Genomic DNA, 26191 nt, shown 5'->3' with positions numbered 1-26191 from the left:
GGGTCGCACCGATGGCGAGCTCCAGGATGGACTCAGGACGTGGGTCCGTGGGGGTGTTGGGGGGTGTCGGGTGCAGGGAGCTCCCGGTAAAGAGGGTCAGAAGAACTCCAGGTAACGTTGCTGTTCCCATTCGGAGACAGCAGAGTGGTAAGACTCCCACTCTTCACGTTTGTAGGAGATAAATGATTTGTACATGGCATCACCGAATACGCTTTCGGCAAGTGGATCCGCCGCGAAGGCCTCCACCGCCTCCCCAAGGGTTCGGGGCAGCATGTTCAAGCCGCGTTCGGCCCGTTCCGCCGCGCTGAGCGTGTAGGCATTCACCAGGTTGGGGGCGCCGGGATCCAGTTCTTCCCGAATCCCTTCCAGGCCGGCCGCCAGCATCAGGGCACCGCCGAGATAGGGGTTGCAGGAGATGTCGGCTGCCCGACATTCCACCCGGCCACCGGGTGAGGGAATGCGCAGCATATTGGTGCGGTTGTTGTTGCCATAGCAGACGAACACCGGCGCCCAGGTGAATCCCGACATGCTCCCCTGGGCGACCAGGCGCTTGTAGCTGTTGACCGTCGGGGCGATCACCGCGCAGATGGCGGGGGCGTGGCGGAGCACACCGGCGATGAAGTGCTCCGCCAGCCGGGTCACCGCCCCGGGGGTCGCCTCTGGCGTGGCGAACAGGTTCGCCCCGCTCTGAAGGTCCGCCAGGGACATGTTGAAGTGGGCGCCGCTGCCGGTGCGGTCCCCGAAGGGTTTGGGCATGAAGGTCGCCAGCAGACCGTGCCGATGGGCGATCTCCTTCGCCATCAGCTTGAAGAAGGTGAGCCGGTCGGCCATGGTGAGGACCTCGGCGTAGTCGAAGTCGGTCTCGAACTGGCCGGGGCCGTCCTCGTGGTCGAAGGAGTAGACCCCCCAGCCCAGGCTGTTCATCGCCTGCACCAGCTCATCCAGCCAGGGCAGGTTGTCGAGCAGGCCGCGTACGTCGTAGGCGGGTTTGTCGAGGGTGTCGCGGTCGCTGAAGGGGACCCAGCCGCCCGCCGCCCCCTTCTTCAGCACGAAGAACTCGGTCTCGATGCCGAGGTTGAAGCGGAAGCCCATGGCCGCCGCCTCCTGGCGCACCCGGCCGAGGATGTGGCGGCTGCAGGCGTCGAAGGGCCGGCCATGCAGATGCAGGTCGCTGGCGAACCAGGCCACCTCCGGCTGCCAGGGGAGCACGGTGACGCTGGCGGGATCGGGGACGGCGGCCACCTCGTCGTCGCTCACCTCCTGGGGAACGCCGTCGAGGGCCGCCCCGGTGAAGAGCTCCGAGCCGGCCATCATCTGGCCGAGGTGTTCGAGGGGCACGGCCTTGGCCTTGCTCACGCCGTGCAGGTCCACGAAGCTCGCCAGGGCATAGCGGACCCCCTTCGAACGCAGGTCGGCCTGCAGGGCCGTGGTGGGATCGGAGGCGGGATGCTGGTGACTCATCAGGCGTGCAGCAGGGCGGGGGCGGTCTGGACGGCCTGGCGCTGGGCGTCGAGCCAGTCGTGCCAGGCCTCGAAGCCCTCTCCGGTGGTGGCGGAGAGGCGGAACACGGCGGTGCGGGGGTTGACCTGGCGGATGTGGGCCTCGATCCGCTCCACATCCACCGGCAGGTGGGGCAGCAGATCCACCTTGGTGATCAGCACGCAGTCGGCTTCCCGGAACATGACCGGGTACTTGAGGGGCTTGTCGTCCCCCTCGGTGACGCTCAGGAGGGCCACCTTGCGGTGCTCGCCGATGGCGAATTCGGCGGGGCAGACCAGGTTGCCCACGTTCTCCACCCAGAGGATGTCCAGGGCGGCGGGATCGAGCCGCTGGCGCAGCAGCTTGAGGCCGCCGCTGACCATGGCGGCATCCAGGTGGCAGGCGCGGCCGGTGGTGATCGGCACCACCGGAATCCCCACGGCTTCCAGCCGCTCGGCGTCAAGCAGGGTGGTCATGTCGCCTTCCAGCACGGCCATGGCCCAGCGGCCGGCGAGGGCGGCGAGGCTGCGCTCCAGCAGGGAGGTCTTGCCTGCGCCGGGGCTGCTCATCACGTTGAGGCAGAGCAGGTCCCAGGCGTCGAAGTGCTCGCGGTTGTGCTCGGCCCGGTGCTGGTTGGCCGCCAGCAGGTTGAGACCGAGGCTGTCTTCGAGAGGCATGTGCATGGCGGATCAGCGGGCGGCTGTGGGATGGGACACGGGGTTGGTCGGTGAGGGGGCGGACTCGAACCCGTAGGCGACCGAGCGGATCCGCAGCTCGCGGCCGCTGACGATCTCCTCCATCGGGTGCTGACAGCAGGGGGAGCGGAAACCGTCGGCGGGATCCGGGCTGTAGGTGGCCTGGCAGCGGAGGCAGCGCCCCACCAGGGGCACCGACTCGATGACCAGCTCGGCGCCGTCGAGCCAGCTGCCCTTGACGGCATCGGCCCAGGTGACCACCAGCTGGTCGGGTTCGACGCAGGTGAAGGTGCCCACCTCGAGATGGACCCGATCCACGGCCGGCACCCGGGGAGCGTGCTGCTGCTTCCACTCGTTCATGGACAGCAGCAGGCAGCGCGTCATGTCGACTTCATGCATGCTCTATCTCCAGGCACGGTCGACCTGCATGTTGCAGTCCCTGGAGAGCCAGGCCGGGGCTGACTTGCGAGGCAGCTGGCCGCTCACCACCAGGTGGGCCATGGTGTCGCAGATGACCCGGGTGGCCATCAGGGAGGTCATGTCGCTGACGTCATAGGGGGGGGAGACCTCGACCACCTCAAGGCCGCAGACGGGCACGTTGCGCACGATCAGCTCCAGCAGCTTGAGGGCTTCGCGCGGCAGCAGACCGCCGGGCTCGGGCCAGCCGGTGCCCGGCACGAAACCGGCATCGATGCAGTCGATGTCGAAGGAGATGTAGACGCAGTCGGTGCCGTCGGTGGCCCGTTCGATGGCGTACTTCGCCGCCGCCTCCAGGCCCATGTCGCAGATGTCGGTGACCGTGAGCACGTTGGTGCCCCGCTCGCGGCAGACCTTCACCCCTTCCCGCGGCACCTGCCAGCCGCCGATGCCCAGCTGCACCAGGTTCTCGGCCGGGGCGTTGGCCATGTTGGTCGCATGGAACCACGGCGTGGTGTGCATGCGCTCGTCCAGGTCGCTCTCCTGGGTGTCGACGTGACGATCGAAGTGGATGATGCCCACCTTCTTGTCGCCGAGATGGCGGCAGACGCCCCGGACGGTGGGGAAGCCGATCGAGTGGTCGCCGCCCAGGATGATCGGGAAGGCCCCGCTGGCGAACACGTGGGCGATGCCCTTGGAGATCTGATCGAAGCTCTTCTCGTTGTTGGCGGGGATGGTGAAGATGTCACCCACGTCGCAGAGGGTGATCTGCTCGCGCAGGTCAACCCCCATCTCGTAGTTGTAGGGGGTGTAGAGGGCCGAGATGCGCCGGATGCCCTGGGGGCCGAAGCGGGTGCCGGGGCGGTAGGTGGTGCCGCTGTCGTGGGGCACGCCCACCACCGCCACGTCGAACTCCCCCACCCGGTTCACGTCCTCCAGGTAGGGGGCCTTCATGAAGGTGTTGATGCCGGCGTAGTGGGGCAGCTCCCCACGGGAGAAGGTGGAGATGCGGCGATCGACGATGCTCTCGGCCGCCTCCAGGCCATAACGAAGGCCCTGGTCGACCTCCTGCTGCCAGCCGGTCAGGGGCAGGGCGGCTTCCTTTTCGAGGGCCCGGGCCCCCTCACTGCCGATGGGTGGGCGACCCCGGTCGAAGGCATCGGCCGCATCGGCCTGGCTGCCGCTGGACGGATCGTTCATTCGGACCTCTGGGCACGGTGGGGATGGGGCGGTCTCCCGGGCTTTTGTCCCTCCGTGCCACACACCGGTGAGAACAGGGTTCTCGGGGTCCGGTGGGTGCGCTTCTCTCGGACCAGGCGTCCCTCCGGCTGCCGGCAAGGCCAGCAATGGCAGTGCCAGGAGTGGGGGACCGGAACCCTAGAAGCAATTTCCGCCTTGGAATCTTGAAGGCCCCCGGGCGGGACGGTTGTGACGGTTGCTACGGGATGGGGGCGGTGGCTTCAGGAAGGACAGGGAAGACCGGCCGCCTTGCGGTTGGTCTCGCGGCGCAGGAGCAGAAAGAGGTAGTCCGGGTCCTTGTACTGGCTCGGCAGGCACTGGTGCAGCTGCTCGAGTCGGTGCCAGCAGACCGTGCGCTGGATCTTCTTGAGGGTCCGACCTTCCCGGACCAGCAGCCGCAGGGCCTTGCAGTACATCGAATAGTTGGCCTCCAGTTCACCGATGGTGACTTTCGGGATCGTGACCTTCGGCAGGGACGCTGGAAGCGATCGGGCGGTCATCGGCCATCCTTCGGGGCAGGCCCCGCAGAGATCCTTCCACTGTCGTCCATCGGCGGCCGGGGCGCGCCCCCCATCCGGGGACAATCCGGCGCCGTTGCCTCCCCGGGTCGGAGCGGGCCGCGATGGGGGTTCGCTGACCCGAGCGGCGCCGGGGGGTGGCGGCCCTTCCGATTCAGTTAAGGTTTGGTCAGCAGACGAATGCCCGGCATGTACAAAGACCATCCCGTCATGAATGCGCTTCTGCAGCAGCTCCGTGCACTCAACGAGCAGTACACCGACCTGCCCAACGAACTCAACCGCTACCGCGTCGTCCGCCAGGAGCAGCTGATCGCGCAGTGGGCCCCCGGCGTCAGCGTCGCCGGCTGAGGGCCCCCCTGGCCAGGGCCCCGTTCCCCTTTGCCTGCTGATGCCTCACTGCTGAGGTGATGAACAAGAACCACCCCGTCTACCTCTCCCTCATCGCCAGGCTGGAGAGCCTGATGGACCAGTACCGGCAGCACCCCTGTGAGCGGAACCGCTATCGGCTGGTGCGGCAGGAGCAGCTGATCGCCCAGTGGGTGGCCGCTTCCGACCTGCCGTCCCCGATCGCCACCCCCATGGGCGCCACCGGGCCAACATGAAGAAAATCCCACGCTTTGCCGGCGGGTGCTTATTGCTGCTCTCGGGGGGGCGTTGATCGGCTATTGCAGAGGCAGCACACCCCCCGCTGCGGTATGGGCAAAAAGGAAAAAAGTGGTCTCAAGATCAAGACCCTGAAGATCAAATCCCCGAAGAAGAAGGAATCCCGATCCAAGCACGGGTCCGACTCGGTCATCGGCAATGGTCTCGGCTCCTCCGGGGTGAGTGAGTCGGATCTCTACAGGCCCTCGCCGATCTTCGACGACCTCGCCAACCATTCCGAGGGACGCCCCCCCAAGCTGGATCGCAAGTTCTACGAGAAGGAACTGGCCCGGCTCCAGGTGGAGCTGGTGAAGATGCAGTACTGGGCCAAGCATGTGGGCTACCGCATGATCCTGCTGTTCGAGGGCCGGGATGCCGCGGGCAAGGGCGGCACCATCAAACGCATCACCGAGCCCCTCAACCCGCGCGGCTGCAACGTGGTCGCCCTGGGCACCCCCTCCGACCAGCAGAAGAGCCAGTGGTACTTCCAGCGCTACGTCGAGAATTTCCCCTCCGCCGGGGAGATCGTCCTGTTCGACCGCAGCTGGTACAACCGGGCCGGCGTCGAGAAGGTGATGGGCTTCTGCACGCCCGAGCAGGTGGATGAATTCATGCTCTCCTGTCCGGAATTCGAGCGCATGCTGGTGCGCAGCGGCATCACCCTGATCAAGTACTGGTTCTCCGTCAGCGATGACGAGCAGGAGGCCCGGTTCCGCTCCCGCCTGGAGGACCCGGCCCGCCGCTGGAAGCTGAGCCCGATGGATCTGGAATCGCGGGACCGCTGGGTGGAGTTCTCCCGGGCCAAGGATGAGATGTTCGCCCACACCAACATCCCGGAGGCTCCCTGGTTCACCGTCGAGGCCAATGACAAGCGCCGGGCCCGGCTCAACTGCATCCGCCATCTGCTCAGCAAGGTCCCCTACGAGGACATGACCCCGAAGGCGATCGAACTGCCTCCCCGCAAGAGCGGTGCCGACTACCAGCGTCCGCCGATGAACGAACAGTTCTTCGTGCCCAACGCCTATCCCTGAGGCCCCTCGCCCAACCAGCGCCGGCCCCCGAGCCCCTCCAGCCAGATCAGCACCACCAGCCAGTGGATCAGCACCGGTGCCGCGATGGATCCGGTGAGGTCGTAGGCAATCACGCAGGTCAGCCCCAGCAGACCGGCCAGGAGCAGGAAGCGGCCGTCGTCGAAGAGCCTCCGACCCTGGCGGTACCAGAGCCGGCCCGCCAGCGGATGCCAAACGACGAAAAGCCCCACGCTCAGGGCCCCCCAGGCGATGGTGTCCGCCATGCCCAGTCCCTCCAGGGGGTGCGGCAGCAGGGCGGCCCGGAACAGGGTCTCTTCGACCAGCGCCGGTGTCAGCAGCAGGGCCGGGGCCCGGCGCAGCAGCACCCAGGGCGTCCCCCCCGAACCCGTCGCCGGCAGGAAGCCGCTGCGGCGCCCCAGCGGCAGGGCGATGGCGGCGTAGGCCCCCAGCAGCAGGACCGTCAGGGCCAGACCGGCTCCACTGAGGGGCGTGAAGTAGGCATCCATCAGCCGGGGCAGGGCCAGGCCCACCACGGGCAGCTGGCCGAGGAGCTGGGTCGGCGCCAAGGGGGCCAGGCGTCGGTCGGCGCCCGGGAGCTGGTTGGTGCGAAGCACATGCATCGGATCCCCGTGGCGGAGGAACACCCGGGCCATCTCGTCGTGGGCACGGCGGGGCAGCATCGAGCGCCAGCTGAGCAGCCCATCCCAGAGGCTGGGGCTGGCACTGAAGCGGTCCGGTGCATCGCCGGGGCGGTCCATCAGCGCGGCGTTGTGGCGCCAGTCGGCGCGGACCATGCCGAAGGGGGTGAGCAGGGCATCGAGGGAGCGGGCCAGGGAGGCGAGCCGGGGCAGCTCGCTGCCGTCAAGCGCTCGGCGGCGGCGGCGCAGCTGGTCGATGGCGATCCACAGGGCCTGGCTGGAATCCTGCACGCAGGAGATGGCCGGCGACACCAGCGAGACGCCGCTGCCGTCGCCACTGCGGTAGCGGGCCATCAGCACCTCCGCCTGGATGGCCAGTTCCTCCAGCAGCAGGGGGTCGGTGCGTACCAGCACGTCCGAGATCGGCCGCGTACCGAGCCAGCCCCGTTGCAGGTTGCCGGTGTAGGCGCTCCAGTCCTGGCTGCCCGAGACGATGCCGTTGGGATTGTTGGCGTAGATCTGGTGGTAGCGCAGGTCGAAGCGGGGCTCCCCGCTGAAGGGATCGATCACCACCCGGGCGGCGCCGAAGGCGAAATGGCCCGTCACGGTGAAGCCGCTGATCGGCTCGCCATCGGGTCCGCCGATGCCGCCGAAGTTGTGGATCACCAGAGATCGGTCGCCCGGTTGCCAGGGGGCGTGCTCCCCATCGGGATCCAGGCCCACCCGGTTGAAGCGGCCGCGTTGGGTCTGGCCGTCGCTCCAGTTGATCCGGCTGATCGCGTTGAGGCCGGCGGCGGTGCCCCGCAGAACCTGGTCGCTCTCCAGACGCGTGAGATGGCGGGGTTCCAGGGCCTGGGCGGTGAAGGTCCCGTCGCTGTCCGGGGCGCCGTAGAGGTACCAGCCGTCCTTGCCTGCGGGGGACTCCAGCAGTCCCTGCGGATCGAAGAAGCGCCGGCCATGGCGATCGGGGGGCTGGCGGGGCAGTCGCACCGTCTCGGTCGGGCCGCCGAAGTCCCCCCGGCCCCGGTCGTAGTGCTGGACCTGGAAGCGCTCCGGGTCGAGAGGGTCGCGGGAAAGCAGCCGCACCAGGGCCACCCAGCGGCCCGTGCTCTGCAGGGGCGGGCGACCGATGCGGAGCACGGTGTCCCCGTCCCGCCGCTCGACCTCCACCTCCTCGAGCGCCACGGTGATGTCGTCGTGGGGATGGGCCCCCGCCAGGGTCTGCAGCGGCCCGACGTTGTTGCGGCCGTCGAGGCGGGTGGGCACCACATTGCCCTGTTGCGCCGCCAGCCGGGCCTGCTCCCCGAGCCGCACCGGCGTGCGCACCTTGCCCACCAGGGCCCGCAGCATCGGCTCGTCCTGCCAGCCCAGCCGTAGGCGCTGGCCGACGAGGGCGTCCTGGCCCGCCGGGGCCTGCTCCAGCTCCAGCCACACCCAGTCGCCGCCGCCCGGGGCCATCTCGGCCACCGCGGGAAGGATCAGGCGCCCGAACCAGTCGCGGTGGGGGCGGTACAGGGCCGGATCCGGCCGACGGGCCAGGGGATAGTGCTCCGGGCGGTTGAAGGGGGCCCGCCAGGCCAGGTCGTAGCTGGTGGGCGGCGGCGGGGCCGCCGCGCCCAGGGCACCCCTGGCCAGGGGCAGGACCAGCAGCGCCAGGGCCAGGACGGACGCCAGAACAGCCTGCCGGCGGCGGTCGGGGCGAGGCGGCCCGGGCTTGGCTGGCGGCGGCGGCATGGGTGCTAACCGCCGCTTTCCCGGTGGATCGCCAGGGCCGCCAGCACGCCGCCGGCGAAACCGGAGGCGTGGCCGATCCAGCTCACCCCCGGGGGGCTCAGGAACGGCAGCAGGCTGGGCAGCGCCCCCCCGTAGGCGAACAGCGCGCTCAGCGACAGCAGGATCGAGAGGGGGCGGCGCTCCAGCCAGCCGATCAGCAGCAGGTAGCCCAGCAGTCCGTAGATCACCCCGGACAGGCCGTGGCTGGCCTGGTGCCAGAACAGCCAGACCGGGATGGCCGTGGCGTAGACCCCCAGCCACACCGCCAGGTAGTCACCCCGGCTCTTGGCCAGCACCAGCCAGGACAGGGGCAGGAACCAGAGGCTGTTGCTGATCAGGTGACCGAAGCCCCCATGGCTGAAGGGGGCGGTGAGCACCCCGAGGAAGGGGCCTCCCGGCACCATCGGCAGGTTCCAACGACCCCCGAAGAAGACCTGGTCGATGATCTCCTGGACCCAGGGCACCGCCAGGATCAGCACCGGCAGCACGGCCATTCCCTTCAGACGGGAGAGGCTGCGGTCGAGCCGCTCGGCAAGGGAACCGGCCATGGCCGCAGGCGAACGGGCAGTGCGTGTTGGCCTGTCCTAGCTCCCCAGGGGACCACTCAGCAGCCACCACCACAGCGGAACCGTGCCCAGGGCCAGGGCGGTGCTCCAGAGCACCAGCGTCGCCACCGCCTCGCTCACCTGCCGCTGCCCGGCTCCGGCGGCCTCTGGCTGTCCGGCAGCGGCCGCTTCCGTGAGCAGCAGCACCGAGAGGGCGGTGGGGGCCGCCGCCTGCAGCACCACGGCGTCCCGCAAGGGTGAGGGCAGTCCCAGCAGGCTGGCCAGCAGCAGCATGGCCATCGGAAGCACCAGGAGCTTGCCCACCAGGGGTGCCACCAGGGCGGATCCCCGGACCGGATCGGCAGAGCGGCGCCGCAGCATCAGGCCCAGCCGCATCCCCACCAGGGCCAGGGCCACCAGGACCACCAGCCGGGCCGGCCACCACAGCCACTGGGCCAGCGCCGCGCTCCAGGGTGTCTGGTGCAGGAGCACGGCGAGAGCCAGCCCTCGCATGGCCGGGCTGCTGGCCAGCATCTGCAGCTGTCGGCTGACGCTGCCGGCGTGCCGGTCCACCAGCAGCGGACCGAGGCTCCAGGTGATCAGGGTGGCCATCAGATCGAAGGCGATCGTGAAGCCGATGGCCTCGGCGGGGAGCAGGGCCAGGGCCACAGGCAACCCCCAGTAGCCGGTGTTGCCGACGATGCAACCCAGTTGCAGGCTTCCTCCGGGAACGTACCGGCCCAGGGCCGGCAGGCGCAGCAGCAGCAGGCCCAGGCCCGAGGCGGCCGCCGCCATCAGGGCCGCTGCGACCAGCTCGGCCCGGAAGCCCGCCCGCAGCAGCAGGGCCACAAGGCTGATGGGGATGCCCCAGGTGATCAAGGGCGGAGCGAGCCGTCCCGGCAGCCCGGGGAACCGCACCCCCAGCAACAGCCCGAGGCCCAGGGGAGGGACCAGTTCGAGCAGGAACCGCAGCACCAGCCCTCCACCGTCCTCCTGGCGTCCCCACGATGGCGTCCCCCGGCCTGCGGCGCTGCCTAGGGTCGTCGCTTCTCCAGGTGTTCAGGTCTCCGATGCAATCCCCCATGCGCTCCGGTGCCGATAACGGCTTCGGCGGCCTCTGGCAGCTGGTCTTCGCCGCCGTGCTCGCCGGGCTGGTGCTGCTCACCCAGACGGTGTTCATCGTGCCGGCGGGCAGCGTCGCCGTCGTCACCACCCTCGGCAAGGTCACCGGGGCGCCGCGGCAGCCGGGGGCCAACCTCAAGATCCCCCTGGCCCAGAACACCTCTCTTTTCGACGTGCGCACCCAGGTGCGGCCGGAGCAGTTCTCCACCCTCACCAAGGACCTGCAGGTGATCCAGGCCACCGCCACGGTGAAGTACGCCATGAAGCCCGCCGAGGCCGGTCGCATCTACGAAACGATCGCCACCGACGACCAGCAGATCTATCCGCGGGTGATCCAGCCGTCCCTGCTGAAGGCCCTCAAGTCGGTGTTCTCCCAGTACGAACTGGTGACGATCGCCACCGAGTGGAACTCGATCTCCGAACTGGTGCAGGAGAAGGTGGCCGAGGAGCTGCGCAAGTTCGACTACGTGACCGTCCAGGGTCTGGATCTCACCGGTCTGCAGATCGCCGAGGAATACCGCGCCGCGATTGAGCAGAAGCAGATCGCCGAGCAGCAACTGCTGCGGGCCCAGACGGAGGTGCTGATTGCCGAGCAGGAAGCCAAGCGCTACCAGACCCTCAACTCCAGCCTCGATGACCAGGTGCTCTACAAGCTGTTCCTGGATAAATGGGACGGTCAGACCTCGGTGGTGCCGGCCCTGCCGGGGGCGGCCGGGGGCGGCGGCAGCCCGGTGATCGTCAACGGCCGCCGCTGAGCTGGACGCCCGATGGACGAGGGGATTCTCGATGTGGACCTGCTGGCCTTCGAGCGGGGCGACGGGAGGGCCCGTGACGCCGTGGTCGATGGGGTGAGGCGCAGCCTGGCCAGCGGCTTCGTTTACACCAGCAGCGATCTGCCCGTCGACCTGCTGGACACCGCCTACGGGCTCCTGCAGCGGTTCTTCGCCCTGGACGCCGACACCAAGCGGTGCTTCCGGGCGCCCGGCGCCAACGGCCAGACCGGTTACACGGAGGTGCTGGTGGAGACGGCCGCGGGCAGCGATCAGCCTGACTGGAAGGAGATGCTGAACTGGTCTGCCCCCCTTCCCACCGGGCATCCCCTGCGGCTCCGGTTCCCGTCGTTCTACCCCGAGCAGGTTCTGCCGGAGGCAGCCGTTCCCGGCATCACCGCCGTGCTGGGGGACTTCCACCGGGCGATCGACGATCTTCAGCGACGCTTTCTGAGGGTGATCGCCTTGGGCATGGGCTGCGCCGAGGGCTTCTTCGAGGAGATGGTGTGGGAGGCCCCCACCCTCACCCGGGCCCTGCACTACCCCCCCATGGCCGAGGCGCCGGCGCAGGGACATCTGTGGGCGGCGGCCCATGGTGACATCAATCTGATCACCGCCCTGCCGCGGGCCACCGGCCCGGGGCTGCAGGTGCGTGTGTCCGGCGAATGGGTGGAGGCCGCCCCTCCGGACGGGCGTGTGATCATCAACACGGGGCTGATGCTGGAGCGGCTTTCGAACGGACGCATTCCCACCGGTTGGCATCGGGTGGTGGCGGCGCCTGGGGCCACCGATGAACGCCACAGCGTGGTGCAGTTCTGCCATGCCCGGCCCTGGACAGTTCTTGCGCCGGTGCCCTCCTGCTGCGATCCGGATCACCCGCAGCGTTACAGCGCCATAGCTGCTGCCGATGCCCTCGAGGAGGTTCTTTACCGCATCAATCTGCTTGAGAACTGATCGATCACTGGCCAGGACTGCGGTCGTTGAGAAGTCCGTCGTCGCCAATGAGGTCGACGATCCAGTGTGTCGGGATTCTCTCGATGTCGCCGGTGTCGATGTTGAGCAACCGGGCGAAATCCGCCGGAGACATGCCGCTGAGCTCGCAGATCCGGCCGATGAACCACGGCTGGCCGGCCATGGCCACCCCTGCGAGGTGCCCGGCTCGGGCCTCGCGGAAGCGAAGGGGGTTGGTCCGCTGGGGAGGCACCGCAGGATCGCTCTGGCCGGGCACCATGGCGGAGCCCTGGTGCGCCTGTACTATGGGGGAAAGGCCGCAGCGGGCCACCCGTCAGCCGGGGCCCCATAGGCTGGGTGAACCCGAGGGCGGAATCCGTGGACGAAGGCAGCAAGCAGGAGCCCACCAGGGAACAGGGCAGCACGGCCGTGGGCGACCGGGCGTTTCAGTACGAGCCTCTGGAGCGCTTTGGGGAGGGCCTCACCACTTCCCGCCCCTGGAACCGGGCCGCCCTCTCGGGTGTTGAGCGACTGAACGGGCGGGTGGCGATGATCGGTTTCGCCGCGGCCCTGATCGGCGAGGAGCTCACCGGCAGGGGGATCGTCGGTCAGCTTGCCCTGATGCTGCGCTGGCTGCTGGGCTGAGCCAGTGCTCGAGGCCCTCGGCCGGTGGGCGGACGGCTGATGTCGTCCACGCAGGGATGCAACACGGTTCAGACGTGCCATCCGCGAAAAAAAACTATGGTCGTTGGACGCTATTTGAGGTAGAATAACTATCCGTAGAATGCAGGGGGTTGTGATCATCCAGCCACTCTCGTTCGGCTTGGCTGGTTTCGCTTTTTCCGTGTCTGACGGTTTCCTTGATGTGCTCAGCAGGCTTGTCCGGCCACGTAACCATGACGATGGATACCAACGACCATTCTCTCTACATCCTGATGATCAGCATTCACGGCCTGATCCGAGGGGAGAATCTGGAATTAGGCCGTGACGCCGATACCGGAGGACAGACAAAGTACGTGGTGGAGCTGACCAGGGCCCTGGCTCGACAGCCGGGTGTTGCCCAGGTGGATCTGGTCACCCGCTGTATCCGGGATCCTGAGGTGTCACCGGATTACGGCAGGCCTGTGGAGCATCTCGACAGCAAGGCTCGCATCATTCGAATCGCTGCGGGCCCTGATCTCTACCTCCAAAAAGAAGAGCTCTGGGGCCACCTTGATGCCTTCACGGATGAGCTCCACTCCTGGCTTCTTCGCCAGCCGCGTCGACCTGATGTTCTGCACAGTCACTATGCCGATGCCGGCTATGTGGGTGTTCGTCTGTCCCACCTCACCGGCCTTCCCCTTATTCACACGGGCCACTCCCTTGGCCGGGACAAGGTGAGGCGGCTTCTGGCCCTCGGATTGCCGGTGGAGGAGATTCAGCAGCGCTACCGGATGGCCGAGAGGATCAGTGCCGAAGAAGATGTCCTGAACAGTGCCAATCTTGTCATCACGAGTACACATAATGAGATTGAAGACCAATATGAGCTCTACGATTGCTATACCCCAGAGAAGATGTCGGTCATTCCACCGGGAACCGATCTGAACCAGTTCCATCCCCCCGGCCCTGGAGATGCACCTGTCGCCTTCACTAAGACCCTAGGCAAATATCTCCGCAATCCCGATAAACCCATGATTCTGGCTCTTTCAAGGCCAGATAAGCGCAAGAATATTGTTTCCCTTCTGGAAGCCTATGGCAAATCCGATCGTCTCAGGGAGATCGCCAATCTTGTCATCGTGGCAGGCAATCGCAACGACATTCGTGAGCTCCATGAAGGCGCCCAGAATGTTCTCACGGAATTGCTGCTGGTCATTGACTGCCATGAGCTCAGTGGACTGGTGGCTTTGCCCAAGCACCATTCCCCCAGCGATGTGGCCGATATCTATCGCTTGGCGGCGTCATCAAAAGGTGTCTTTGTCAACCCGGCACTCACGGAGCCGTTCGGGCTCACTTTGCTGGAGGCGGCGGCGAGCGGACTGCCTCTTGTGGCAACCGAAGTGGGTGGGCCCGTCGACATCATTGGAAACTGCAAAAATGGCCTGCTGATTGATCCCCTTGATGAGGCTTCCATCACCAGAGCGCTGCTGAAGATCCTTGAGGATGAGGACTTATGGGCGACGTTCTCCCGCCACGGTCTGGTGAGTGTAGCCAAGTACTATTCGTGGGAAGCCCATGCCAGGAAGTATCTCGAACGTCTGGGAAGTCTCGTTCTTCAGGCTCGTGTCACGGCCCGTCCAGCTCCGCTCTCAACGGCTCCGGCCGTACAAACCCGAACCCGCGCCATCTTTACGGCTATCGACAACACCCTGCTCGGCGATCCTGAGGCGCTTTCGCTGTTTGTGAAGTTGATTCGGGAGCATCACCGGAGAGTCCTTTTTGGTATTGCGACCGGTCGACGGCTCAATTCTGTCCTCAAGCTTCTCAAGGTGCATGCGATTCCGATGCCCGATGTCCTGATCACCAGCCTTGGCACGGAGATCTATACCCCACCCCAATTGACCACGGACATTGCCTGGACTCACCACATTGACCATTTGTGGACCCCCCAGGTCCTGCATCGACTCATGGAACCGCTGCCCGGCCTCACCCTGCAGGCGAAGGAGCACCAGAGCCGTTTCAAGCTGTCGTATTACTACGATGAACATCAGGCTCCTCCCCTGGAGGAGATTCTCACTCTTCTGCGTCAGCATGAACTTGCTGCCCACACCAGTCTCTCTTTCGGTCAGTTTCTTGACTTTGTTCCCGCCCGCGCGTCCAAGGGACAGGCCCTGCGATATGTAGCCAACCAGTGGAAAATTCCCCTTGGGCAGGTGCTGGTGAATGGAGGCTCCCGGGGCGATGAGGATATGCTCCGGGGAAACACGCTGGGCGTGGTCGTGGACAGCCCCCATCGGGATGAGCTGGACCAACTCAATGATTCCGAAAGGGTGTATTTCTCCGAGGGATCGCATGCGGCGGGTATCCTGGAGGCCATTGATCACTATGGTTTTTTCCACTGATGCCGCAACCGTTCGCCATTCGTTGATGGAACCTCTTCTGATCTGCACCGATCTCGATCGGACCCTGCTGCCCAACGGAGATTCCACCGAGTCGGTGGGTGCACGCCCGGCCTTTGCGCGTCTGGTCTCCAGGCCGCACACGGCGCTGGCCTACGTGACCGGTAGAGATCTGGCCTTGGTGGAAGAGGCAATCCAGGAGTACCGCCTTCCTGAGCCCGATTGGATCATTGGGGATGTTGGCAGTTCCATCTACGACAAACGGACCCATGGCTGGTCTCCTCTGGAGGCGTGGTTTTTGCACATTTCTCACGACTGGCAGGGCTTTGGTTGGTCAGATCTGGCGATGGTTCTGGCTGGTCTGTCCGGGTTGGCTCTGCAGCCTGAGAACAGACAGAATTCCCATAAACTCAGCTACTTCATCCCTCTGGATGCCGATCTGCCGGTCCTGACAAGGGAAATCCTTACCCGCCTTGAGGACCACGCCATCGCTGCCTCTCTGATTCACAGCATCGACGAGAATGCAGCCATCGGGCTGCTGGATATTCTCCCGCAACGGGCGGGAAAGCTCCATGCGGTCGAGTTTCTCATGCGTGCGCAAGGATTTTCCCACGGGCAGACGATCTTTGCCGGTGACAGTGGTAATGACCTCTCGGTTCTCACCAGCGCCATTCCTGCCGTGCTGGTCGCCAATGCCCATCCCGACGTGGCGGCTCAGGCCACGGCCGAATCTGAACGCAGCGGCACGAGGGATCGTTTGTATCTTGCCAAGGGAGGCTTCCTGGGCATGAATGGCAACTACAGTGCCGGCATCCTCGAAGGCATCGGCCACTTCCATGCCGATGCCGTGAGGGAGCTGGATTGACCCGATGCAGACGCACTGTTCGATCACGATTTTCGGCGAAGTTTTGTTTGATTGTTTTCCGGATGCCACCGAGGTCCTCGGTGGTGCCCCGTTCAACGTGGCCTGGCACCTGAGGGGTTTCGGCCTGGCTCCCCGACTCGTCAGTAGGGTCGGCAGGGATGGCAGAGGCGAACGAATCCGCTCCGCCATGGGGCGCTGGGGCCTGGATGTCTCGGCTCTGCAGTCAGACCCGTCCCATCCCACCGGTCAGGTGAGCGTGACCCTCGTGGGTGGCGAGCCCCGCTACGAGATCGTCTCGGGCAGTGCCTACGACTTCATCGATCCACCCGAACCGTGCGCGGTTTCTGCCATGGGCCTCCTCTACCACGGGACCCTGGCCCTCCGACACCCCGCATCGGCGGCAGCATTGACGTCCCTGAAGTCGCGGCATCAAGGTCCGATCGTCCTGGATGTGAACCTGCGCCGCCCCTGGTGGTCAATCGAGACGGTTCTGCCCCTGGTGGAGGATGCCCACCACGTCAAGCTCAATGCGGCGGAGCTGGCCCTGTTGACCGCTGACGCCCCGCCCGACGAGGACGACGGGGTCGCCTTGGCCGCCTCGATGCATCGCTTCGCCGAGTCCCACCGGCTGGAGACCCTTGTGGTTACCCGTGGTGCCCTCGGTGCTCTGCTCTGGCGTGGCGGCGAGGTCGTTTCCGTCGCTCCCGCCGCCGCTGGCCCGGTCGTCGACACCGTTGGTGCGGGGGACGGGTTTGCCGCCGTGCTCCTGCTGGGACTCAGCCAGGGGTGGCCATGGGCCGAGAGCCTGGCCCGTGCCGGGGATTTCGCTGCGGGCCTGGTGTCACGCCGTGGGGCCACCATCGATGATCCGTCGGTCTATGCACAGTTCCTGACGTCATGGGGGGTTGGCTGAGTCGATGTACGAGCAAATCTCCCATTCGCTGCTGAATTCAATTCTGGATGACCTTCGTCCAGAGATCCGCCGCCAGGACTTACGTCATTTCTACACCAGGCTGGGTGCAAACTTCTATGCCATCCATTCATTGTTCGTCACCCTCTACGGTCATCGAGACGACTTCAAGTTCCAGCTCCTGCGTCTCGTCGAGACTATGGCTCGGGGTTACATTGATCGTTCGGCTGATCTTGAATCGCTCGACATGCGTCGGGAGGATGATTACAACTGGTTCCTCTCCCAGAAGTGGGTTGGGATGGCAGTTTACTCCAATGGCTTTGCGGAGAACCTGGCAGATCTGGCCAGCAAGATCAGCTACTTTCAGGAGCTGGGCATCAATATGGTTCACATCCTTCCGATCCTGATGTGCCCATCCGGCAAGAGTGACGGTGGCTATGCGATCAGTGACTTTCGCCGGATTGATGACAGGGTCGGCACCCTCGATGATCTCCGCAGGATCGCCGACGAGTTCAGGAAGCGTGAGATTCTGCTGGTGCTGGATATTGTGTTGAACCACACATCGGATGAACACGAGTGGGCCCGGCGTGCCATGGCTGGGGAACAACACTATCAGGATTATTACCACGTTTTCGACGACAGGGATATTCCTGATGTCTTTGAGCAGAGTATGCCCGAGGTCTTCCCCGAGAGCGACCCGGGGAATTTCACCTGGAATGGGGAGATGGGCAAGTGGGTCATGACGGTCTTCCATGAGTACCAGTGGGACCTCAACTACTCCAACCCGGCGGTTTTCATCGAGATGCTCGATGTCTTGCTGTTCTGGGCCAACCAGGGCGTGGATGTTCTACGGCTCGATGCCGTGGCCTTCCTCTGGAAGAAGCTCGGTACCACCTGCCAGAACGAACGCAAGGCCCACCTCATCCTGCAGTTGATGAAGGACTGCTGCCAGGTGACCGCGCCGGGTGTTCTGTTCATCGCCGAGGCCATTGTGGCCCCCACCGAGATCACCAAGTATTTCGGCGAAGACGCCATCGTGGCCAAAGAATGTGAAATTGCTTACAACGCCACCCTGATGGCATTGCTTTGGGATGCTGTGGCTACCCGCAACACGCGGCTCCTCTGCCAGGGACTCAAGAGCCTGCCCAATAAGCTGGAGCGAGCCACCTGGCTTAACTACGTCCGTTGCCATGACGACATCGGCTTCGGCTTCGATGATATCGACATCGAGCAGGTGGGCTACGACCCCCGTGCCCACCGGCGCTTTCTGATCGACTATTTCAAAGGGGATTTCGATGCGATTCCGAGGGGACTTACCTTCATGCCCAATGACACCACGGGTGATGCGCGAATCTGCGGCTCCCTGGCCTCACTCGTTGGACTGGAGTCGGCACTCGAATCGAAGGATCAGCAGCTGATCGCCACAGCCATCAGCCGCATTCTGCTGATGCACGGCATCATTCTGTCGTTTGGTGGTATTCCACTCATCTATAATGGCGATGCCTTGGGTGTCTTGAACGATTACAGTTTTTATGACGACCCCAGCAAGTGCAATGACACCCGCTGGGTGCATCGTCCAAAGATTGATTGGGACAGGGCGGAGCTCAGGCGCAAGCAGGGAACCGTGGAGTATGTGATTTTCTCGGCGATCAAGAAGATGATCGCGATCCGCAAGGAGATCTCTGCCTTCGCTGATTTCAATAATCGCCAGATCCTGCCGCTGGAGAATGACCATCTGTTGGCGTTCGTGCGAACCAACCATCTGCGGCCATCGGAGTTGGTGATGGTGGTGGCCAACTTCAACGACCAGCCCCGCTTTTTCGATTTCGACAGCTTGGTGCCATCGGTCTTCAACAGTCACGACGGACTGGTTGATCTTCACACGGGTCGCCGGCCGTCCCAGTCCGGCAGCCGCATCGTGCTGCAGGCTTACCAGTTCTACTGGTTGACCAAGACCTGAACGCCCGATCCTCCTGCCGCCCGACGCTCCCCCTGCACATGCGCGTCGTCACACCCGTTCTGTTGGCCCTGCTGCTGGCTTCGGCGGCGGTGGCGGTCACCGCGTCGGTGCAGCCTGCGCCCACGGCGACACCGCTGTCGCCTCCGCAGCCCGCTCTGCGGGCCTATCCCCGGCTGCCGGCGGACCCTGCTGCCATCGCTTCCCAGCTGGCGGCCGCCGAACTGGCCCTCCGGTCCGCCGCCACCCCGCCCGGGCTCCTCGGTGAGCTGGGACATCGCCAGCAGGTCACCTATCGCCGGCTCGCCGCCGATCCGGCCCTGGCCGCCAGGGTGCGGGCCTTCCTTCCGCTGCACTGGCGGGGGGTGATGGACCGCCACCTGGCGGCTCGCCGGGAGTTTCTGGCCATGCATCGGGGAGGCCGACGGCCCGCCGTCGTGCCCGCCTGGCGGATCATCCCCCCGGAGCCCGCGGCCGACCTGCTCCGCTACTACAGGGAGGCGTCCGCCGCCACCGGGATTCCCTGGGAGGTCCTGGCCGCCATCAACCTGGTCGAAACGGGCATGGGCCGCATCGATGGCGTCTCGGTCGCCGACGCCCGGGGCCCCATGCAGTTCCTCCCCAGCACCTGGGCCGAGCCCGGCATCGGCAAGGGAGACATTCGCGATCCCGAAGACGCCATCCATGCCGCGGCCCGCTACCTGGTGCGCCGCGGAGGTCTGCGGGACATCCGCCGGGGACTCTGGGGTTACAACAACAGCCGGTATTACGTCCGGGCCGTGCTGCTGTACGCCGAGCTGCTGCGCATGGATCCGGCGGCCTTCACCGGCCTTTACCACTGGGAGATCCATTACGCCTCCTCTGCCGGCGACCTCTGGCTGCCGGTGGGCTACAACCAGCCCCGTCCCCTGGCGGTCGCCACCTATCTGGAGCGCTTCCCCGCCTCGGCCCCTCCAGGGCGCTGAGCCGCCTGCCAGCATGGGACCCCGTCGGGCCCCGATGACCCAGCCGCCGATGACCCAGCTGCAAGCGATCAACATCGCCAAGGTGACCACCATCGTGGGGCTGCTGATCCCTGCCCTGGTGCTGGGCCTGGATTCCGAGCGGGTCGCGATCTATCTGGCTCTTCACGTCAGCTATTGCCTCTGGTGGCTGCTCGAGGAGGTGCTGTTCCCCTGGCGCACCACCCAACTCTTCACCGAGGTGGTTCAGCCGCCCCAGGCCGTCGCGGTGGTGCTCTACGTCGGGGTGTTCTATGCCGTGCCGGGCTGGCTGGCCATGGCCAATCCGATGCCCATGGCTCCGCTGACGATCGCCCTGGGGCTCAGTCTCTACATTTTCGGATCGCTGCTGAACACGGCGGCCGACGTGCAGAAGGGGACCGCCAAGGCCCTGGGGGCCACCCTGGTGGCGGATGGGGCGTGGCGCCGCGTTCGCCATGTCAACTACCTTGGCGACCTGCTCCGTTACAGCAGCTTCGCAGTGATCGCCGGGTCGCCGTGGGCCTGGCTGTTGCCCGCCTCCGTTCTGGCGCTGTACCTGTCCCGCATGATCCGTAAGGATGCTTCCATGGCCGGACGCTATCCAGGCTTCGAGGCCTATCGGCAAAGCAGCTGGTGGCTGCTTCCGGGGGTGGTGTGAGCGGGCGCATCGTTCCGATGCCTGTCGTCAGCTGAGGCCCCTGCCGAGCAGGACATCCCTGGCCGCATTCACCGCCTGCATGGTGGAGTGACGCCCTCCGCGGTCGGGGTGATGCTCGGCGGCGGCCCTCTTCCAGGCCACCGTCACATCGGCCTCCCGCAGCCGACCCCCCAGGGCCAGGCCGAGGCGTGCCCTGGCTTCGATGGCCTCCAGGCTGGGGCTCCGGCCCAGGGGCCCGTGGTCGGCGGCGGAGAGGCCCGTGCCCTTCTTGCGGCGTCCCTTGGTGCCCGAGGGCTTGCCATGGCCGCGGGAGCGTGCCGAGGCGAAGCCTTTGCCGACAGCCCCATCGGACCCCTCCGAGGAAGCGCTGGCGTGTTGATCCTGCCGCAGGGAGACCAGGGTCAGGCGCGTGTCGAGCAGGGTGCGAGCCATGGTTTCAGGTGCCAGCCCGACCGTTGCGTGCAGAGGTTGGTTGCGACTCAGACGGCGCCATCAAGGGTGAGGGTTGGATCGATGCCCAGTTCTGCGAGCAGGTCGCTGGCGAGCACATCGGTGGGCAGGAGATCCGTTGCCATGCTGTCGGTGTCAGCCTCGCCGGTGGAGACGGGAGCGATTACGGCCATTTCGGGAGCTGCCATCGCCGCGGTGGCTTGACCATGGCCGCCGGCCAACGCCGGTGCGAGAAAAGCCATCGCCAGACCCACCATCAGGGCGAAGAGGAAGCTGAGGGCTCGCATCGGGCATGGAGAGAATCCCCACAGTCCTAACACCGCTCCGCCCTGTGACGCTCTCGTGAGGAGAAGATGACCCGATGGAGCGCAGCGCATCCTTTCCTGATCCCTGGCCACCGATGGCGGCCAGGGATCCCCGACCCCAGGGCTGGTGCGACAAGCGCGCGGGCGCGCTGGTGATCCATCTCCCCTGCCGGACCCACCCTCTTGCCGTGGCGGCGATGGCGTCGCGACGGGGGCCGGGAACGCTGGTGATGGACCCCCGTGAGATCCGTTCCCTGCGGCCATGACAGCTCCCTCCCGCGATCCCCTCGATGCGGCCATCGATGAGGCCATCGCCGCCCGCCGGGTCCAGGACCCCCTGGTCGGGGCCCGGATCGGTGCCGAAGAGATCAGCCGTCGGCTCCTGAAGGCCATGGCGTCCGAGCGGGGTGTGCACGTCGAATCGCTGCTGGCGGTCTGCGGTGCCCTGGCGGGCCAGGCCTGCCAGGTCGGTGTGCGGGCCCGCTCCCGGGCGGCCGGCCGGGCGGAGCTCGCGGGGCTGCATGTGGTGGACACCGGGGACGGGGGCTCCTGCCTGGTGGGTGAGGGGCTCGTCCAGGCCCTGTTCAACGATCCGACCTCCACCTGGGGTCTGGCCGCCGGGGCCGCCCAGCAGGCGGGCTGCACGGACCTGCCGGACCCGACGGCCCTTTGGCGCCAAGGGATCGAACGCCTCGGGCAGGGGGACTTCGGTGTGCCGCAGGTGCCCGACGCCCACCAGCCGTCGCCGGAATCCCTGCAGGCGCTGCCCAGCCTCTGGCCGGCTCTTCTGCCGCTGGCGCAGCGGTTCTGCCCCGAACCGGTGGAGTGGCCGATCCTGTTCGGCCTGGTGGCCCAGAAGGCGATCACCATGGGTCGGGAGGTGATCGATCCCTGCCTGGCGCTGCGGATTGTGATGGACACCGCCGTCGCCAATGCCATGGTGGTTCTGCCGGAGAGCCAGGAGATGGCCAGCGGTCCCTGACCGAGCCGGTCTCCATGGGCATCCCGCCTTGGCAGCGACGGCCGGGGGCGTTACCAAGACCTGCACGGTTCCCTTGCAGCAGGCGGATGGACTCCCGCTTCCGACGGTTTCTGACGGCGCTGGCCCTGCCCTGGCTGCTGCCCCTGTCCCTGGCGCCCCTTCCCCTGCTGGCGATGGGGGAGCCGCCGCCCCGGCCGTCGGAGATTCCCCTCGAGGTGCCGGTGGGGGACCTCGGGCAGAACGACCGTCTGCCGGACCCGCTGCGGTCCCGCTACCGGCCGGCTCCGGTGGGGGCGTTCCCGGTGCAGCAGGCCGGAGCCCTGGGCTACCCCCTCGGCCTGCAGCCCAGCGAGCAGGCCCCCTTCGGCTGGCGCTTGGCTGACGCGCGCAACGCCTGGCGCATGCACACCGGCCTCGATCTGATCGCCCCGGAGGGCACGCCGGTGTTTGCCGTGCTGCCGGGCACCGTGCGGCTGGTGGATGAGGTGGGTGGCTACGGCCTGCTCGTGGTGATCGACCACGGTCTCGGCTGGCAGAGCCTCTACGCCCACCTGCTGGATGTGGCGGTTCTGCCTGGGGAGAGCCTGGTGGCGGGGCAGCCCATCGGCCGGGTGGGCAGCAGCGGCTCGGCCACGACGGCCCATCTGCACTTCGAGTGGCGCCAGCTGCGCCAGGGCCGGCTGGTGGCGGTGGATCCCTCCCCGCTCTTGCAGACGATCGGCACGGGTCCCTCCGTGGCGGGCCGGGCGCCCTTGCCGCCGCTGCCCTGAGCCAGGGGGGCCGGAGGGCCCCGTCGTTCAGGGGCGGTCGGGATCCAGCGGCAGCCGCTGCAGGGCCAGCGCCAGGCGCCGCGCTCCCAGCAGCAGGGGGTAGAGCCGGCGGCTGCGGGACGGTCCGTCGAACAGTGAAGCCAGCAGCTGCAGCAGAGGATCGCTGGGCTGCATCAGGGCGCACAGCTGGCGCACCGCCTCCGCCCCGTGCCAGGCCCTCTCCCCCTCGAGCAGGACCGCGCCCTGTGCCAGCGGCAGGCCCCGTTCCCGGAGGTCACGGCGCAGGGCCGCGTCGGCCCGCCCGTCGACGATCTGCAGATGGGGGATCCCGCCACGCAGTTCGCTGCTGAGGGCGAAGTGACGGCAGAAGGGGCAGCCTCCGTCGTAGACGAGTCGCAGGGTCTGCGGGGCTGTATCGAACGGTCGGGATGGGGGGGCGCCCATCGTTGCAGGGGAAATCAAGGGTGAGCGGCCGTGGCCTCGGCCGCGTGATCGTGTCTAGCGATTCTGCCGCCGGCGACGAGAGAGTGGCGCCGGAGCAGGCATGGATCGATTTCACCAAGTCCTGACAGGTGGCTGGATTCTGTGATCCTCGGCACCGTTCGATTCCTCAGAACGGTTAGATCCTCTGCCAATGGATGACTGGCAAGATGCTCACACCAACCACCCGTCTGAGGCTCCAGGAGATCATCGGCAGGATTGCCGATTCCCGCCCTGTCAGCCTCCATGAGCGCATCTATGTTCAGAAGTTCGCTGATCGTGATGCCAGTGTCTGGAGCTGGTTGCGGCGGGCCCAGCGCACCCAGCGAAGGGGGGAGCCCGAATCGGAACTCGACCGTTTCATGGGCTCGCTGGATCTGGGCGACCCCTGTGACAACGGCGGATTCAATCCCGGCCGGGACGATCTGGGTGACTGGTTCAGCGGAGCTCCGAACTGGCTCAGACGCAGTTGAGCTTCCTTTAAGCGGTAGAAACACTCATTGCCGAGCCTTCGTCGCATCGGCAACGGACACGGCCAGGGGAGCGTGTGTTGATGCCATGGTCAGGTTGCAGTCAGGTTGGAGGGAGCCATGGACGCCTTGCTTTGTAGCTATCGCAACTGTTCGGAACGGATGCGGATCATCCGCTGCTGCGGACCCGAGGATTTCTTCCTCGAGCGTGTTGTCTTTCCCTTTGAAGTGCTCACCTTCCATTGCCCGCCCGCCACGGATGTGGAGATCTGGGCGCGGGATTCGATGGGTGTCGTCCTCACCGAACAGCTCCCCGCCGACGCCCTGGCCATGCAGCAGAGTGAGGTGTCGTCGCGTCCGGAATGGCTGCCCCAGGTTCCGAGCCGAGCGGTGGGGGTGAGGGGCAACGCCAGCTCGGTCTGCCTTCTGCCCCACTGACGCCGGACCCGACCACCGGCATCGTCTGCAGCGCCAGCTATCGCGAGCACCTCACCGGCCCCTGGCATCCCGAGTGCCCCGCCCGGGTCGATGCCGTGATCCAGGGTCTGGAACGGGCCGGTCTGCTGGCCCGCTGCCGGATTCTGCCGCCTCGTCCGGCCACGGATGCGGAACTGCTGCGCTGCCACACGCCGGGCTATCTCCAGCGGGTCAAGCAGGACATCCAGGCGGGCCGTGACCAGCTCTCCACCGGTGACACCGCCATCAGCCCCCACTCGGAGCGCACGGCGCGGCTGGCCGCGGGGGGTGTGCTGGCGGCAGTGGAGGCCGTCATGGACCAGCGGGTGCGTCGGGCCTATGCCGTTGTCAGGCCCCCGGGGCACCATGCCAGTGCCGCGCGGGGCATGGGCTTCTGCATCTACAACAACGTGGCCGTCGCCGCCCGCCATCTGCAGGCGGTGCATGGTCTCGAAAAGATCCTGGTCGTTGACTGGGACGTGCACCATGGCAACGGCACCCAGGACATCTTCTGGGGTGACCCCTCGGTGCTGTTCTTCAGCAGCCACCAGGCGCCGCTTTATCCGGGCTCCGGCACCCGCCGGGATCAGGGGGAGGGGGCCGGCGCCGGCACCACCTGCAACTGCCCCCTGCCGGCTGGGACGTCGGGGCCCGAGCTGGTGGCCGCCTGGCGGGAGGAGCTGCTGCCGCTGGCTGAGGCCTTCGCCCCGGACTTCGTGCTGATTTCGGCCGGTTTCGATTCCAGGGCCGGAGATCCCCTCGGGGATTTCCGCCTGCAGGACAGCGATTTCGCGGCCCTCACCCAGCTGATGCTCACCATTGCGGCGGACCATGCCCAAGGCCGTCTGGTCTCCGCTCTGGAGGGCGGCTACGACCTGGAAGGCCTGGCGTCGGCCAGTGCCGCCCACGTGGCCTGCCTGCTGGGGGACACCGGGCCACGCTGACCATGGCACCAGAGCCAGGTCTCGCGGTTGTTCAGCAGGCCGAGCAGCGCCCTGGCGAGCATGGGCACGCGCAGGGCGGCCTCCCATGGGACCCGTCCCGGCGACACCTTCCGGCGACCCCTGCGGAAAGGGTCGCTCCCCAGTGGGTCGTTTCGTTACCAGGCTCATTAAATTGTGCGGACGGTGAATGGGTCCTTCCCCCCAGGCCGCTCACGATGACTTCCTCGACTTCCTCCCTACCCAAGACCGCGGTGGCCACCGGGCCCGCCGGAAGGGCCATGGCCCAGCCCATGGAGGCTGGGCTGCTCGAGGGTCTGCAGGACCACCTCGGCCTGGAGCGCAAGGCCAGCGCCGCCTACTGGGCCATGTCCATCTGGTTCGCCGAGCGGGAACTGCGCGGATTCGCTGCCCACCTCATGGCCGAGTCCCGCGGCGAACAGCTGCATGCCAGCTTGATGGCCGACTATCTGATCGCCCGTGGACAGACGGTGGACCTCGGGGAGCTGCCCGCCCCCTGCCAGCGATGGAGTGACCCCGAGTCGGTTTTGGCCGACGCCTTCAGCCTCGAGGCCGATGTCACCACGTCGCTCCAGCTGCTCTATTCCATGGCCGAGCGCGCCGGCGATGTGCGCACCACCGTCTTCCTCGATCCGATGATCCAGGGCCAGATTGCCGCCGAGAACGGTGCGGCCCACCTGCTCGGCCGGGTGCGATTCGGGCGCCAGGAGGCTGCCTCCATGCTCCTGATTGACGGGGAACTGGCGGCGGCGCAGGCGCCGCCGGCGCCTTAGGTCTGAACCCGCGGGGACCGGCTCCCGTCCCTGCGCGGCTCAGGCGGCCAGGGGCCGGCTGGTGATCTCCAGCAGGAAGGCGACCCCGAGGGGATCGCGCAGGGGCAGGCGCGTCAGCGCACGGGCCTGTCGCTGCAGTTCCAAGCGCCGCTGTTCCAGTCGGCAGGTTTCACGGCCGAGCCTCAGGCGGAGCCGATCGTCCCGGCACACGGCTCGCTGTCCCTTCAGTTGCAGCCAGTGCTGGCGCACCGCGGCCATGTCGCGGCAGAGGCTGCCGATGAGGCTGTCGCCGGTGTTGGTCATGGCGGCCATGGC

The 26191-nt window shown here is 66.7% G+C and carries 31 protein-coding genes and 1 riboswitch; of the genes, 18 read left to right on the top strand and 13 right to left on the bottom strand.

Annotated elements, in window-relative coordinates; all coding sequences use genetic code 11:
* Nucleotides 1–96: 96 nt before the first annotated feature.
* The 5 genes from glnT to VB738_RS14725 form a co-directional block, all read right to left on the bottom strand.
* Nucleotides 97–1461, bottom strand: coding sequence for a type III glutamate--ammonia ligase (gene glnT / locus VB738_RS14745; RefSeq protein WP_323306464.1), 1365 nt, complete (start codon nt 1459–1461; stop codon nt 97–99).
* Nucleotides 1461–2162, bottom strand: a complete 702-nt coding sequence (gene hypB, locus VB738_RS14740) for a hydrogenase nickel incorporation protein HypB (protein ID WP_323306463.1) — start codon at nt 2160–2162, stop codon at nt 1461–1463. The genes glnT and hypB overlap by 1 nt, the downstream gene beginning before the upstream one ends.
* 6 nt (nt 2163–2168) lie before the next feature.
* Nucleotides 2169–2573 carry a hydrogenase maturation nickel metallochaperone HypA gene (locus VB738_RS14735; RefSeq protein WP_323306462.1) on the bottom strand — a complete coding sequence of 135 codons (405 nt, stop codon included), beginning with the start codon at nt 2571–2573 and terminating at the stop codon, nt 2169–2171.
* Nucleotides 2574–2576: 3 nt separating this feature from the next.
* Entirely contained in the window at nt 2577–3791 is a 1215-nt protein-coding gene (gene speB / locus VB738_RS14730; protein ID WP_323306461.1) for an agmatinase, read from the bottom strand.
* A gap of 31 nt (nt 3792–3822) precedes the next feature.
* Nucleotides 3823–3983: riboswitch (guanidine-I (ykkC/yxkD leader) on the bottom strand.
* A gap of 68 nt (nt 3984–4051) precedes the next feature.
* Nucleotides 4052–4330 carry a DUF3136 domain-containing protein gene (locus tag VB738_RS14725; protein ID WP_094584066.1) on the bottom strand — a complete coding sequence of 93 codons (279 nt, stop codon included), beginning with the start codon at nt 4328–4330 and terminating at the stop codon, nt 4052–4054.
* 228 nt (nt 4331–4558) lie between these two features.
* Between VB738_RS14725 and VB738_RS14720 the strand changes: the two genes are divergently transcribed.
* The 3 genes from VB738_RS14720 (at nt 4559) to ppk2 (ending at nt 6021) form a co-directional block, all read left to right on the top strand.
* Nucleotides 4559–4696 carry a hypothetical protein gene (locus VB738_RS14720; protein ID WP_323306460.1) on the top strand — a complete coding sequence of 46 codons (138 nt, stop codon included), beginning with the start codon at nt 4559–4561 and terminating at the stop codon, nt 4694–4696.
* A 59-nt stretch (nt 4697–4755) separates the two neighbouring features.
* Nucleotides 4756–4950: a hypothetical protein gene (locus tag VB738_RS14715; RefSeq protein WP_323306459.1), complete on the top strand. Its 195-nt coding sequence runs from the start codon at nt 4756–4758 to the stop codon at nt 4948–4950.
* A gap of 93 nt (nt 4951–5043) precedes the next feature.
* Nucleotides 5044–6021: a polyphosphate kinase 2 gene (gene ppk2 / locus VB738_RS14710; RefSeq protein WP_416233189.1), complete on the top strand. Its 978-nt coding sequence runs from the start codon at nt 5044–5046 to the stop codon at nt 6019–6021.
* Here the strand turns inward: ppk2 and VB738_RS14705 are convergent.
* Genes VB738_RS14705 through VB738_RS14695 form a run of 3 tightly spaced genes read right to left on the bottom strand, consistent with a single transcriptional unit; the run spans nt 6012 to nt 9952 of the window.
* Nucleotides 6012–8393, bottom strand: coding sequence for a type II CAAX prenyl endopeptidase Rce1 family protein (locus VB738_RS14705; protein WP_323306457.1), 2382 nt, complete (start codon nt 8391–8393; stop codon nt 6012–6014). The two genes, ppk2 and VB738_RS14705, sit on opposite strands and share 10 nt — an antisense overlap.
* Nucleotides 8394–8398: 5 nt before the next feature.
* On the bottom strand, nt 8399–8980 hold the full coding sequence (locus VB738_RS14700; protein ID WP_323306456.1) for a rhomboid family intramembrane serine protease: 582 nt from the start codon (nt 8978–8980) through the stop codon (nt 8399–8401).
* 36 nt (nt 8981–9016) lie between these two features.
* Nucleotides 9017–9952: a malate transporter gene (locus tag VB738_RS14695; RefSeq protein ID WP_323306455.1), complete on the bottom strand. Its 936-nt coding sequence runs from the start codon at nt 9950–9952 to the stop codon at nt 9017–9019.
* Between the two features lie 95 nt (nt 9953–10047).
* On the opposite strand from VB738_RS14695, the gene VB738_RS14690 reads away from it, so the two are divergent.
* The gene (locus tag VB738_RS14690) at nt 10048–10854 is read left to right on the top strand and encodes a prohibitin family protein (RefSeq protein WP_323306454.1); all 807 of its coding nucleotides are present in this window, start codon (nt 10048–10050) and stop codon (nt 10852–10854) included.
* 12 nt (nt 10855–10866) lie between these two features.
* Complete coding sequence (locus VB738_RS14685; RefSeq protein ID WP_323306453.1) at nt 10867–11823, top strand: isopenicillin N synthase family dioxygenase; 957 nt, start codon at nt 10867–10869, stop codon at nt 11821–11823.
* 4 nt (nt 11824–11827) lie between these two features.
* Here the strand turns inward: VB738_RS14685 and VB738_RS14680 are convergent, their stop codons facing one another.
* Entirely contained in the window at nt 11828–12073 is a 246-nt protein-coding gene (locus VB738_RS14680) for a hypothetical protein (RefSeq protein ID WP_323306452.1), read from the bottom strand.
* A 176-nt stretch (nt 12074–12249) separates the two neighbouring features.
* On the opposite strand from VB738_RS14680, the gene VB738_RS14675 reads away from it, so the two are divergent.
* From VB738_RS14675 to VB738_RS14645, 7 genes are all read left to right on the top strand, one after another.
* Entirely contained in the window at nt 12250–12465 is a 216-nt protein-coding gene (locus VB738_RS14675; protein WP_323306520.1) for a high light inducible protein, read from the top strand.
* A gap of 257 nt (nt 12466–12722) precedes the next feature.
* Nucleotides 12723–14858 (top strand): HAD family hydrolase, encoded by a 2136-nt coding sequence (locus VB738_RS14670; protein WP_323306451.1) that lies wholly within the window; start codon nt 12723–12725, stop codon nt 14856–14858.
* Entirely contained in the window at nt 14842–15720 is an 879-nt protein-coding gene (locus tag VB738_RS14665; protein ID WP_323306450.1) for an HAD-IIB family hydrolase, read from the top strand. The genes VB738_RS14670 and VB738_RS14665 overlap by 17 nt, the downstream gene beginning before the upstream one ends.
* Before the next feature lie 4 nt (nt 15721–15724).
* Nucleotides 15725–16633 carry a carbohydrate kinase gene (locus tag VB738_RS14660; protein ID WP_323306449.1) on the top strand — a complete coding sequence of 303 codons (909 nt, stop codon included), beginning with the start codon at nt 15725–15727 and terminating at the stop codon, nt 16631–16633.
* A gap of 4 nt (nt 16634–16637) precedes the next feature.
* Complete coding sequence (locus VB738_RS14655) at nt 16638–18590, top strand: alpha-amylase family glycosyl hydrolase (RefSeq protein WP_323306448.1); 1953 nt, start codon at nt 16638–16640, stop codon at nt 18588–18590.
* 38 nt (nt 18591–18628) lie between these two features.
* Nucleotides 18629–19552, top strand: a complete 924-nt coding sequence (locus VB738_RS14650; protein WP_323306447.1) for a lytic transglycosylase domain-containing protein — start codon at nt 18629–18631, stop codon at nt 19550–19552.
* 49 nt (nt 19553–19601) lie between these two features.
* Nucleotides 19602–20228, top strand: coding sequence for a methyltransferase family protein (locus VB738_RS14645; protein WP_323306446.1), 627 nt, complete (start codon nt 19602–19604; stop codon nt 20226–20228).
* Nucleotides 20229–20255: 27 nt separating this feature from the next.
* On the opposite strand, the gene VB738_RS14640 is transcribed toward VB738_RS14645, so the two are convergent.
* Together VB738_RS14640 and VB738_RS14635 are read right to left on the bottom strand one after the other, a co-directional pair.
* Nucleotides 20256–20660: a molecular chaperone DnaJ gene (locus VB738_RS14640; protein WP_323306445.1), complete on the bottom strand. Its 405-nt coding sequence runs from the start codon at nt 20658–20660 to the stop codon at nt 20256–20258.
* Between the two features lie 47 nt (nt 20661–20707).
* Nucleotides 20708–20965, bottom strand: coding sequence for a hypothetical protein (locus VB738_RS14635; protein ID WP_323306444.1), 258 nt, complete (start codon nt 20963–20965; stop codon nt 20708–20710).
* Nucleotides 20966–21245: 280 nt separating this feature from the next.
* On the opposite strand from VB738_RS14635, the gene VB738_RS14630 reads away from it, so the two are divergent.
* Both VB738_RS14630 and VB738_RS14625 read left to right on the top strand, forming a co-directional pair.
* Nucleotides 21246–21965 carry a hypothetical protein gene (locus tag VB738_RS14630; RefSeq protein ID WP_323306443.1) on the top strand — a complete coding sequence of 240 codons (720 nt, stop codon included), beginning with the start codon at nt 21246–21248 and terminating at the stop codon, nt 21963–21965.
* 86 nt (nt 21966–22051) lie between these two features.
* Nucleotides 22052–22735, top strand: a complete 684-nt coding sequence (locus tag VB738_RS14625) for a M23 family metallopeptidase (RefSeq protein ID WP_323306442.1) — start codon at nt 22052–22054, stop codon at nt 22733–22735.
* Between the two features lie 27 nt (nt 22736–22762).
* Here VB738_RS14625 and VB738_RS14620 read toward each other — a convergent pair whose 3' ends face one another.
* A complete protein-coding gene (locus tag VB738_RS14620) occupies nt 22763–23179 on the bottom strand; it encodes a DCC1-like thiol-disulfide oxidoreductase family protein (protein ID WP_323306519.1) in 417 nt (138 codons plus the stop codon).
* 206 nt (nt 23180–23385) lie between these two features.
* Here VB738_RS14620 and VB738_RS14615 point away from each other — a divergent pair, with 206 nt between their 5' ends.
* From VB738_RS14615 to VB738_RS14600, 4 genes are all read left to right on the top strand, one after another.
* A complete protein-coding gene (locus VB738_RS14615) occupies nt 23386–23688 on the top strand; it encodes a hypothetical protein (protein ID WP_323306441.1) in 303 nt (100 codons plus the stop codon).
* Nucleotides 23689–23805: 117 nt separating this feature from the next.
* Nucleotides 23806–24123 carry a DUF1830 domain-containing protein gene (locus VB738_RS14610; protein WP_323306440.1) on the top strand — a complete coding sequence of 106 codons (318 nt, stop codon included), beginning with the start codon at nt 23806–23808 and terminating at the stop codon, nt 24121–24123.
* Nucleotides 24048–25085, top strand: coding sequence for a histone deacetylase (locus VB738_RS14605; protein WP_323306439.1), 1038 nt, complete (start codon nt 24048–24050; stop codon nt 25083–25085). Before VB738_RS14610 ends, VB738_RS14605 begins: the two co-directional genes overlap by 76 nt.
* Before the next feature lie 215 nt (nt 25086–25300).
* Complete coding sequence (locus VB738_RS14600; protein WP_323306438.1) at nt 25301–25876, top strand: ferritin; 576 nt, start codon at nt 25301–25303, stop codon at nt 25874–25876.
* A 39-nt stretch (nt 25877–25915) separates the two neighbouring features.
* Here VB738_RS14600 and VB738_RS14595 read toward each other — a convergent pair.
* Nucleotides 25916–26191: hypothetical protein (locus tag VB738_RS14595; RefSeq protein ID WP_323306437.1), on the bottom strand; the 276-nt coding region annotated here is incomplete at its 5' end.

It is taken from the genome of Cyanobium gracile UHCC 0139 (genome assembly GCF_034931325.1).
Classification (GTDB): Bacteria; Cyanobacteriota; Cyanobacteriia; order PCC-6307; family Cyanobiaceae; genus Cyanobium; species Cyanobium gracile_B.
Note: the sequence above shows the minus strand (reverse complement) of the source record. Positions and strands in the feature narration are given on the sequence as shown.

Excerpts from the sequence above, each read along its gene's own strand:
- VB738_RS14630 (WP_323306443.1), top strand. The coding sequence starts at position 21,246 with ATGACAGCTCCCTCCCGCGATCCCCTCGATGCGGCCATCGATGAGGCC.
- VB738_RS14725 (WP_094584066.1), bottom strand. The coding sequence starts at position 4,330 with ATGACCGCCCGATCGCTTCCAGCGTCCCTGCCGAAGGTCACGATCCCG.
- VB738_RS14700 (WP_323306456.1), bottom strand. The coding sequence starts at position 8,980 with ATGGCCGGTTCCCTTGCCGAGCGGCTCGACCGCAGCCTCTCCCGTCTG.
- glnT (WP_323306464.1), bottom strand. The coding sequence starts at position 1,461 with ATGAGTCACCAGCATCCCGCCTCCGATCCCACCACGGCCCTGCAGGCC.
- VB738_RS14655 (WP_323306448.1), top strand. The coding sequence starts at position 16,638 with ATGTACGAGCAAATCTCCCATTCGCTGCTGAATTCAATTCTGGATGAC.
- VB738_RS14670 (WP_323306451.1), top strand. The coding sequence starts at position 12,723 with ATGGATACCAACGACCATTCTCTCTACATCCTGATGATCAGCATTCAC.
- VB738_RS14715 (WP_323306459.1), top strand. The coding sequence starts at position 4,756 with ATGAACAAGAACCACCCCGTCTACCTCTCCCTCATCGCCAGGCTGGAG.
- ppk2 (WP_416233189.1), top strand. The coding sequence starts at position 5,044 with ATGGGCAAAAAGGAAAAAAGTGGTCTCAAGATCAAGACCCTGAAGATC.
- VB738_RS14620 (WP_323306519.1), bottom strand. The coding sequence starts at position 23,179 with ATGGGCGCCCCCCCATCCCGACCGTTCGATACAGCCCCGCAGACCCTG.
- VB738_RS14690 (WP_323306454.1), top strand. The coding sequence starts at position 10,048 with ATGCAATCCCCCATGCGCTCCGGTGCCGATAACGGCTTCGGCGGCCTC.
- VB738_RS14645 (WP_323306446.1), top strand. The coding sequence starts at position 19,602 with ATGACCCAGCTGCAAGCGATCAACATCGCCAAGGTGACCACCATCGTG.
- hypB (WP_323306463.1), bottom strand. The coding sequence starts at position 2,162 with ATGCACATGCCTCTCGAAGACAGCCTCGGTCTCAACCTGCTGGCGGCC.
- VB738_RS14720 (WP_323306460.1), top strand. The coding sequence starts at position 4,559 with ATGAATGCGCTTCTGCAGCAGCTCCGTGCACTCAACGAGCAGTACACC.
- VB738_RS14610 (WP_323306440.1), top strand. The coding sequence starts at position 23,806 with ATGGACGCCTTGCTTTGTAGCTATCGCAACTGTTCGGAACGGATGCGG.
- VB738_RS14625 (WP_323306442.1), top strand. The coding sequence starts at position 22,052 with ATGGACTCCCGCTTCCGACGGTTTCTGACGGCGCTGGCCCTGCCCTGG.
- VB738_RS14615 (WP_323306441.1), top strand. The coding sequence starts at position 23,386 with ATGCTCACACCAACCACCCGTCTGAGGCTCCAGGAGATCATCGGCAGG.
- VB738_RS14635 (WP_323306444.1), bottom strand. The coding sequence starts at position 20,965 with ATGCGAGCCCTCAGCTTCCTCTTCGCCCTGATGGTGGGTCTGGCGATG.
- VB738_RS14650 (WP_323306447.1), top strand. The coding sequence starts at position 18,629 with ATGCGCGTCGTCACACCCGTTCTGTTGGCCCTGCTGCTGGCTTCGGCG.
- VB738_RS14605 (WP_323306439.1), top strand. The coding sequence starts at position 24,048 with ATGGCTGCCCCAGGTTCCGAGCCGAGCGGTGGGGGTGAGGGGCAACGC.
- VB738_RS14600 (WP_323306438.1), top strand. The coding sequence starts at position 25,301 with ATGACTTCCTCGACTTCCTCCCTACCCAAGACCGCGGTGGCCACCGGG.
- speB (WP_323306461.1), bottom strand. The coding sequence starts at position 3,791 with ATGAACGATCCGTCCAGCGGCAGCCAGGCCGATGCGGCCGATGCCTTC.
- VB738_RS14640 (WP_323306445.1), bottom strand. The coding sequence starts at position 20,660 with ATGGCTCGCACCCTGCTCGACACGCGCCTGACCCTGGTCTCCCTGCGG.
- VB738_RS14735 (WP_323306462.1), bottom strand. The coding sequence starts at position 2,573 with ATGCATGAAGTCGACATGACGCGCTGCCTGCTGCTGTCCATGAACGAG.
- VB738_RS14660 (WP_323306449.1), top strand. The coding sequence starts at position 15,725 with ATGCAGACGCACTGTTCGATCACGATTTTCGGCGAAGTTTTGTTTGAT.
- VB738_RS14685 (WP_323306453.1), top strand. The coding sequence starts at position 10,867 with ATGGACGAGGGGATTCTCGATGTGGACCTGCTGGCCTTCGAGCGGGGC.
- VB738_RS14705 (WP_323306457.1), bottom strand. The coding sequence starts at position 8,393 with ATGCCGCCGCCGCCAGCCAAGCCCGGGCCGCCTCGCCCCGACCGCCGC.
- VB738_RS14665 (WP_323306450.1), top strand. The coding sequence starts at position 14,842 with ATGGTTTTTTCCACTGATGCCGCAACCGTTCGCCATTCGTTGATGGAA.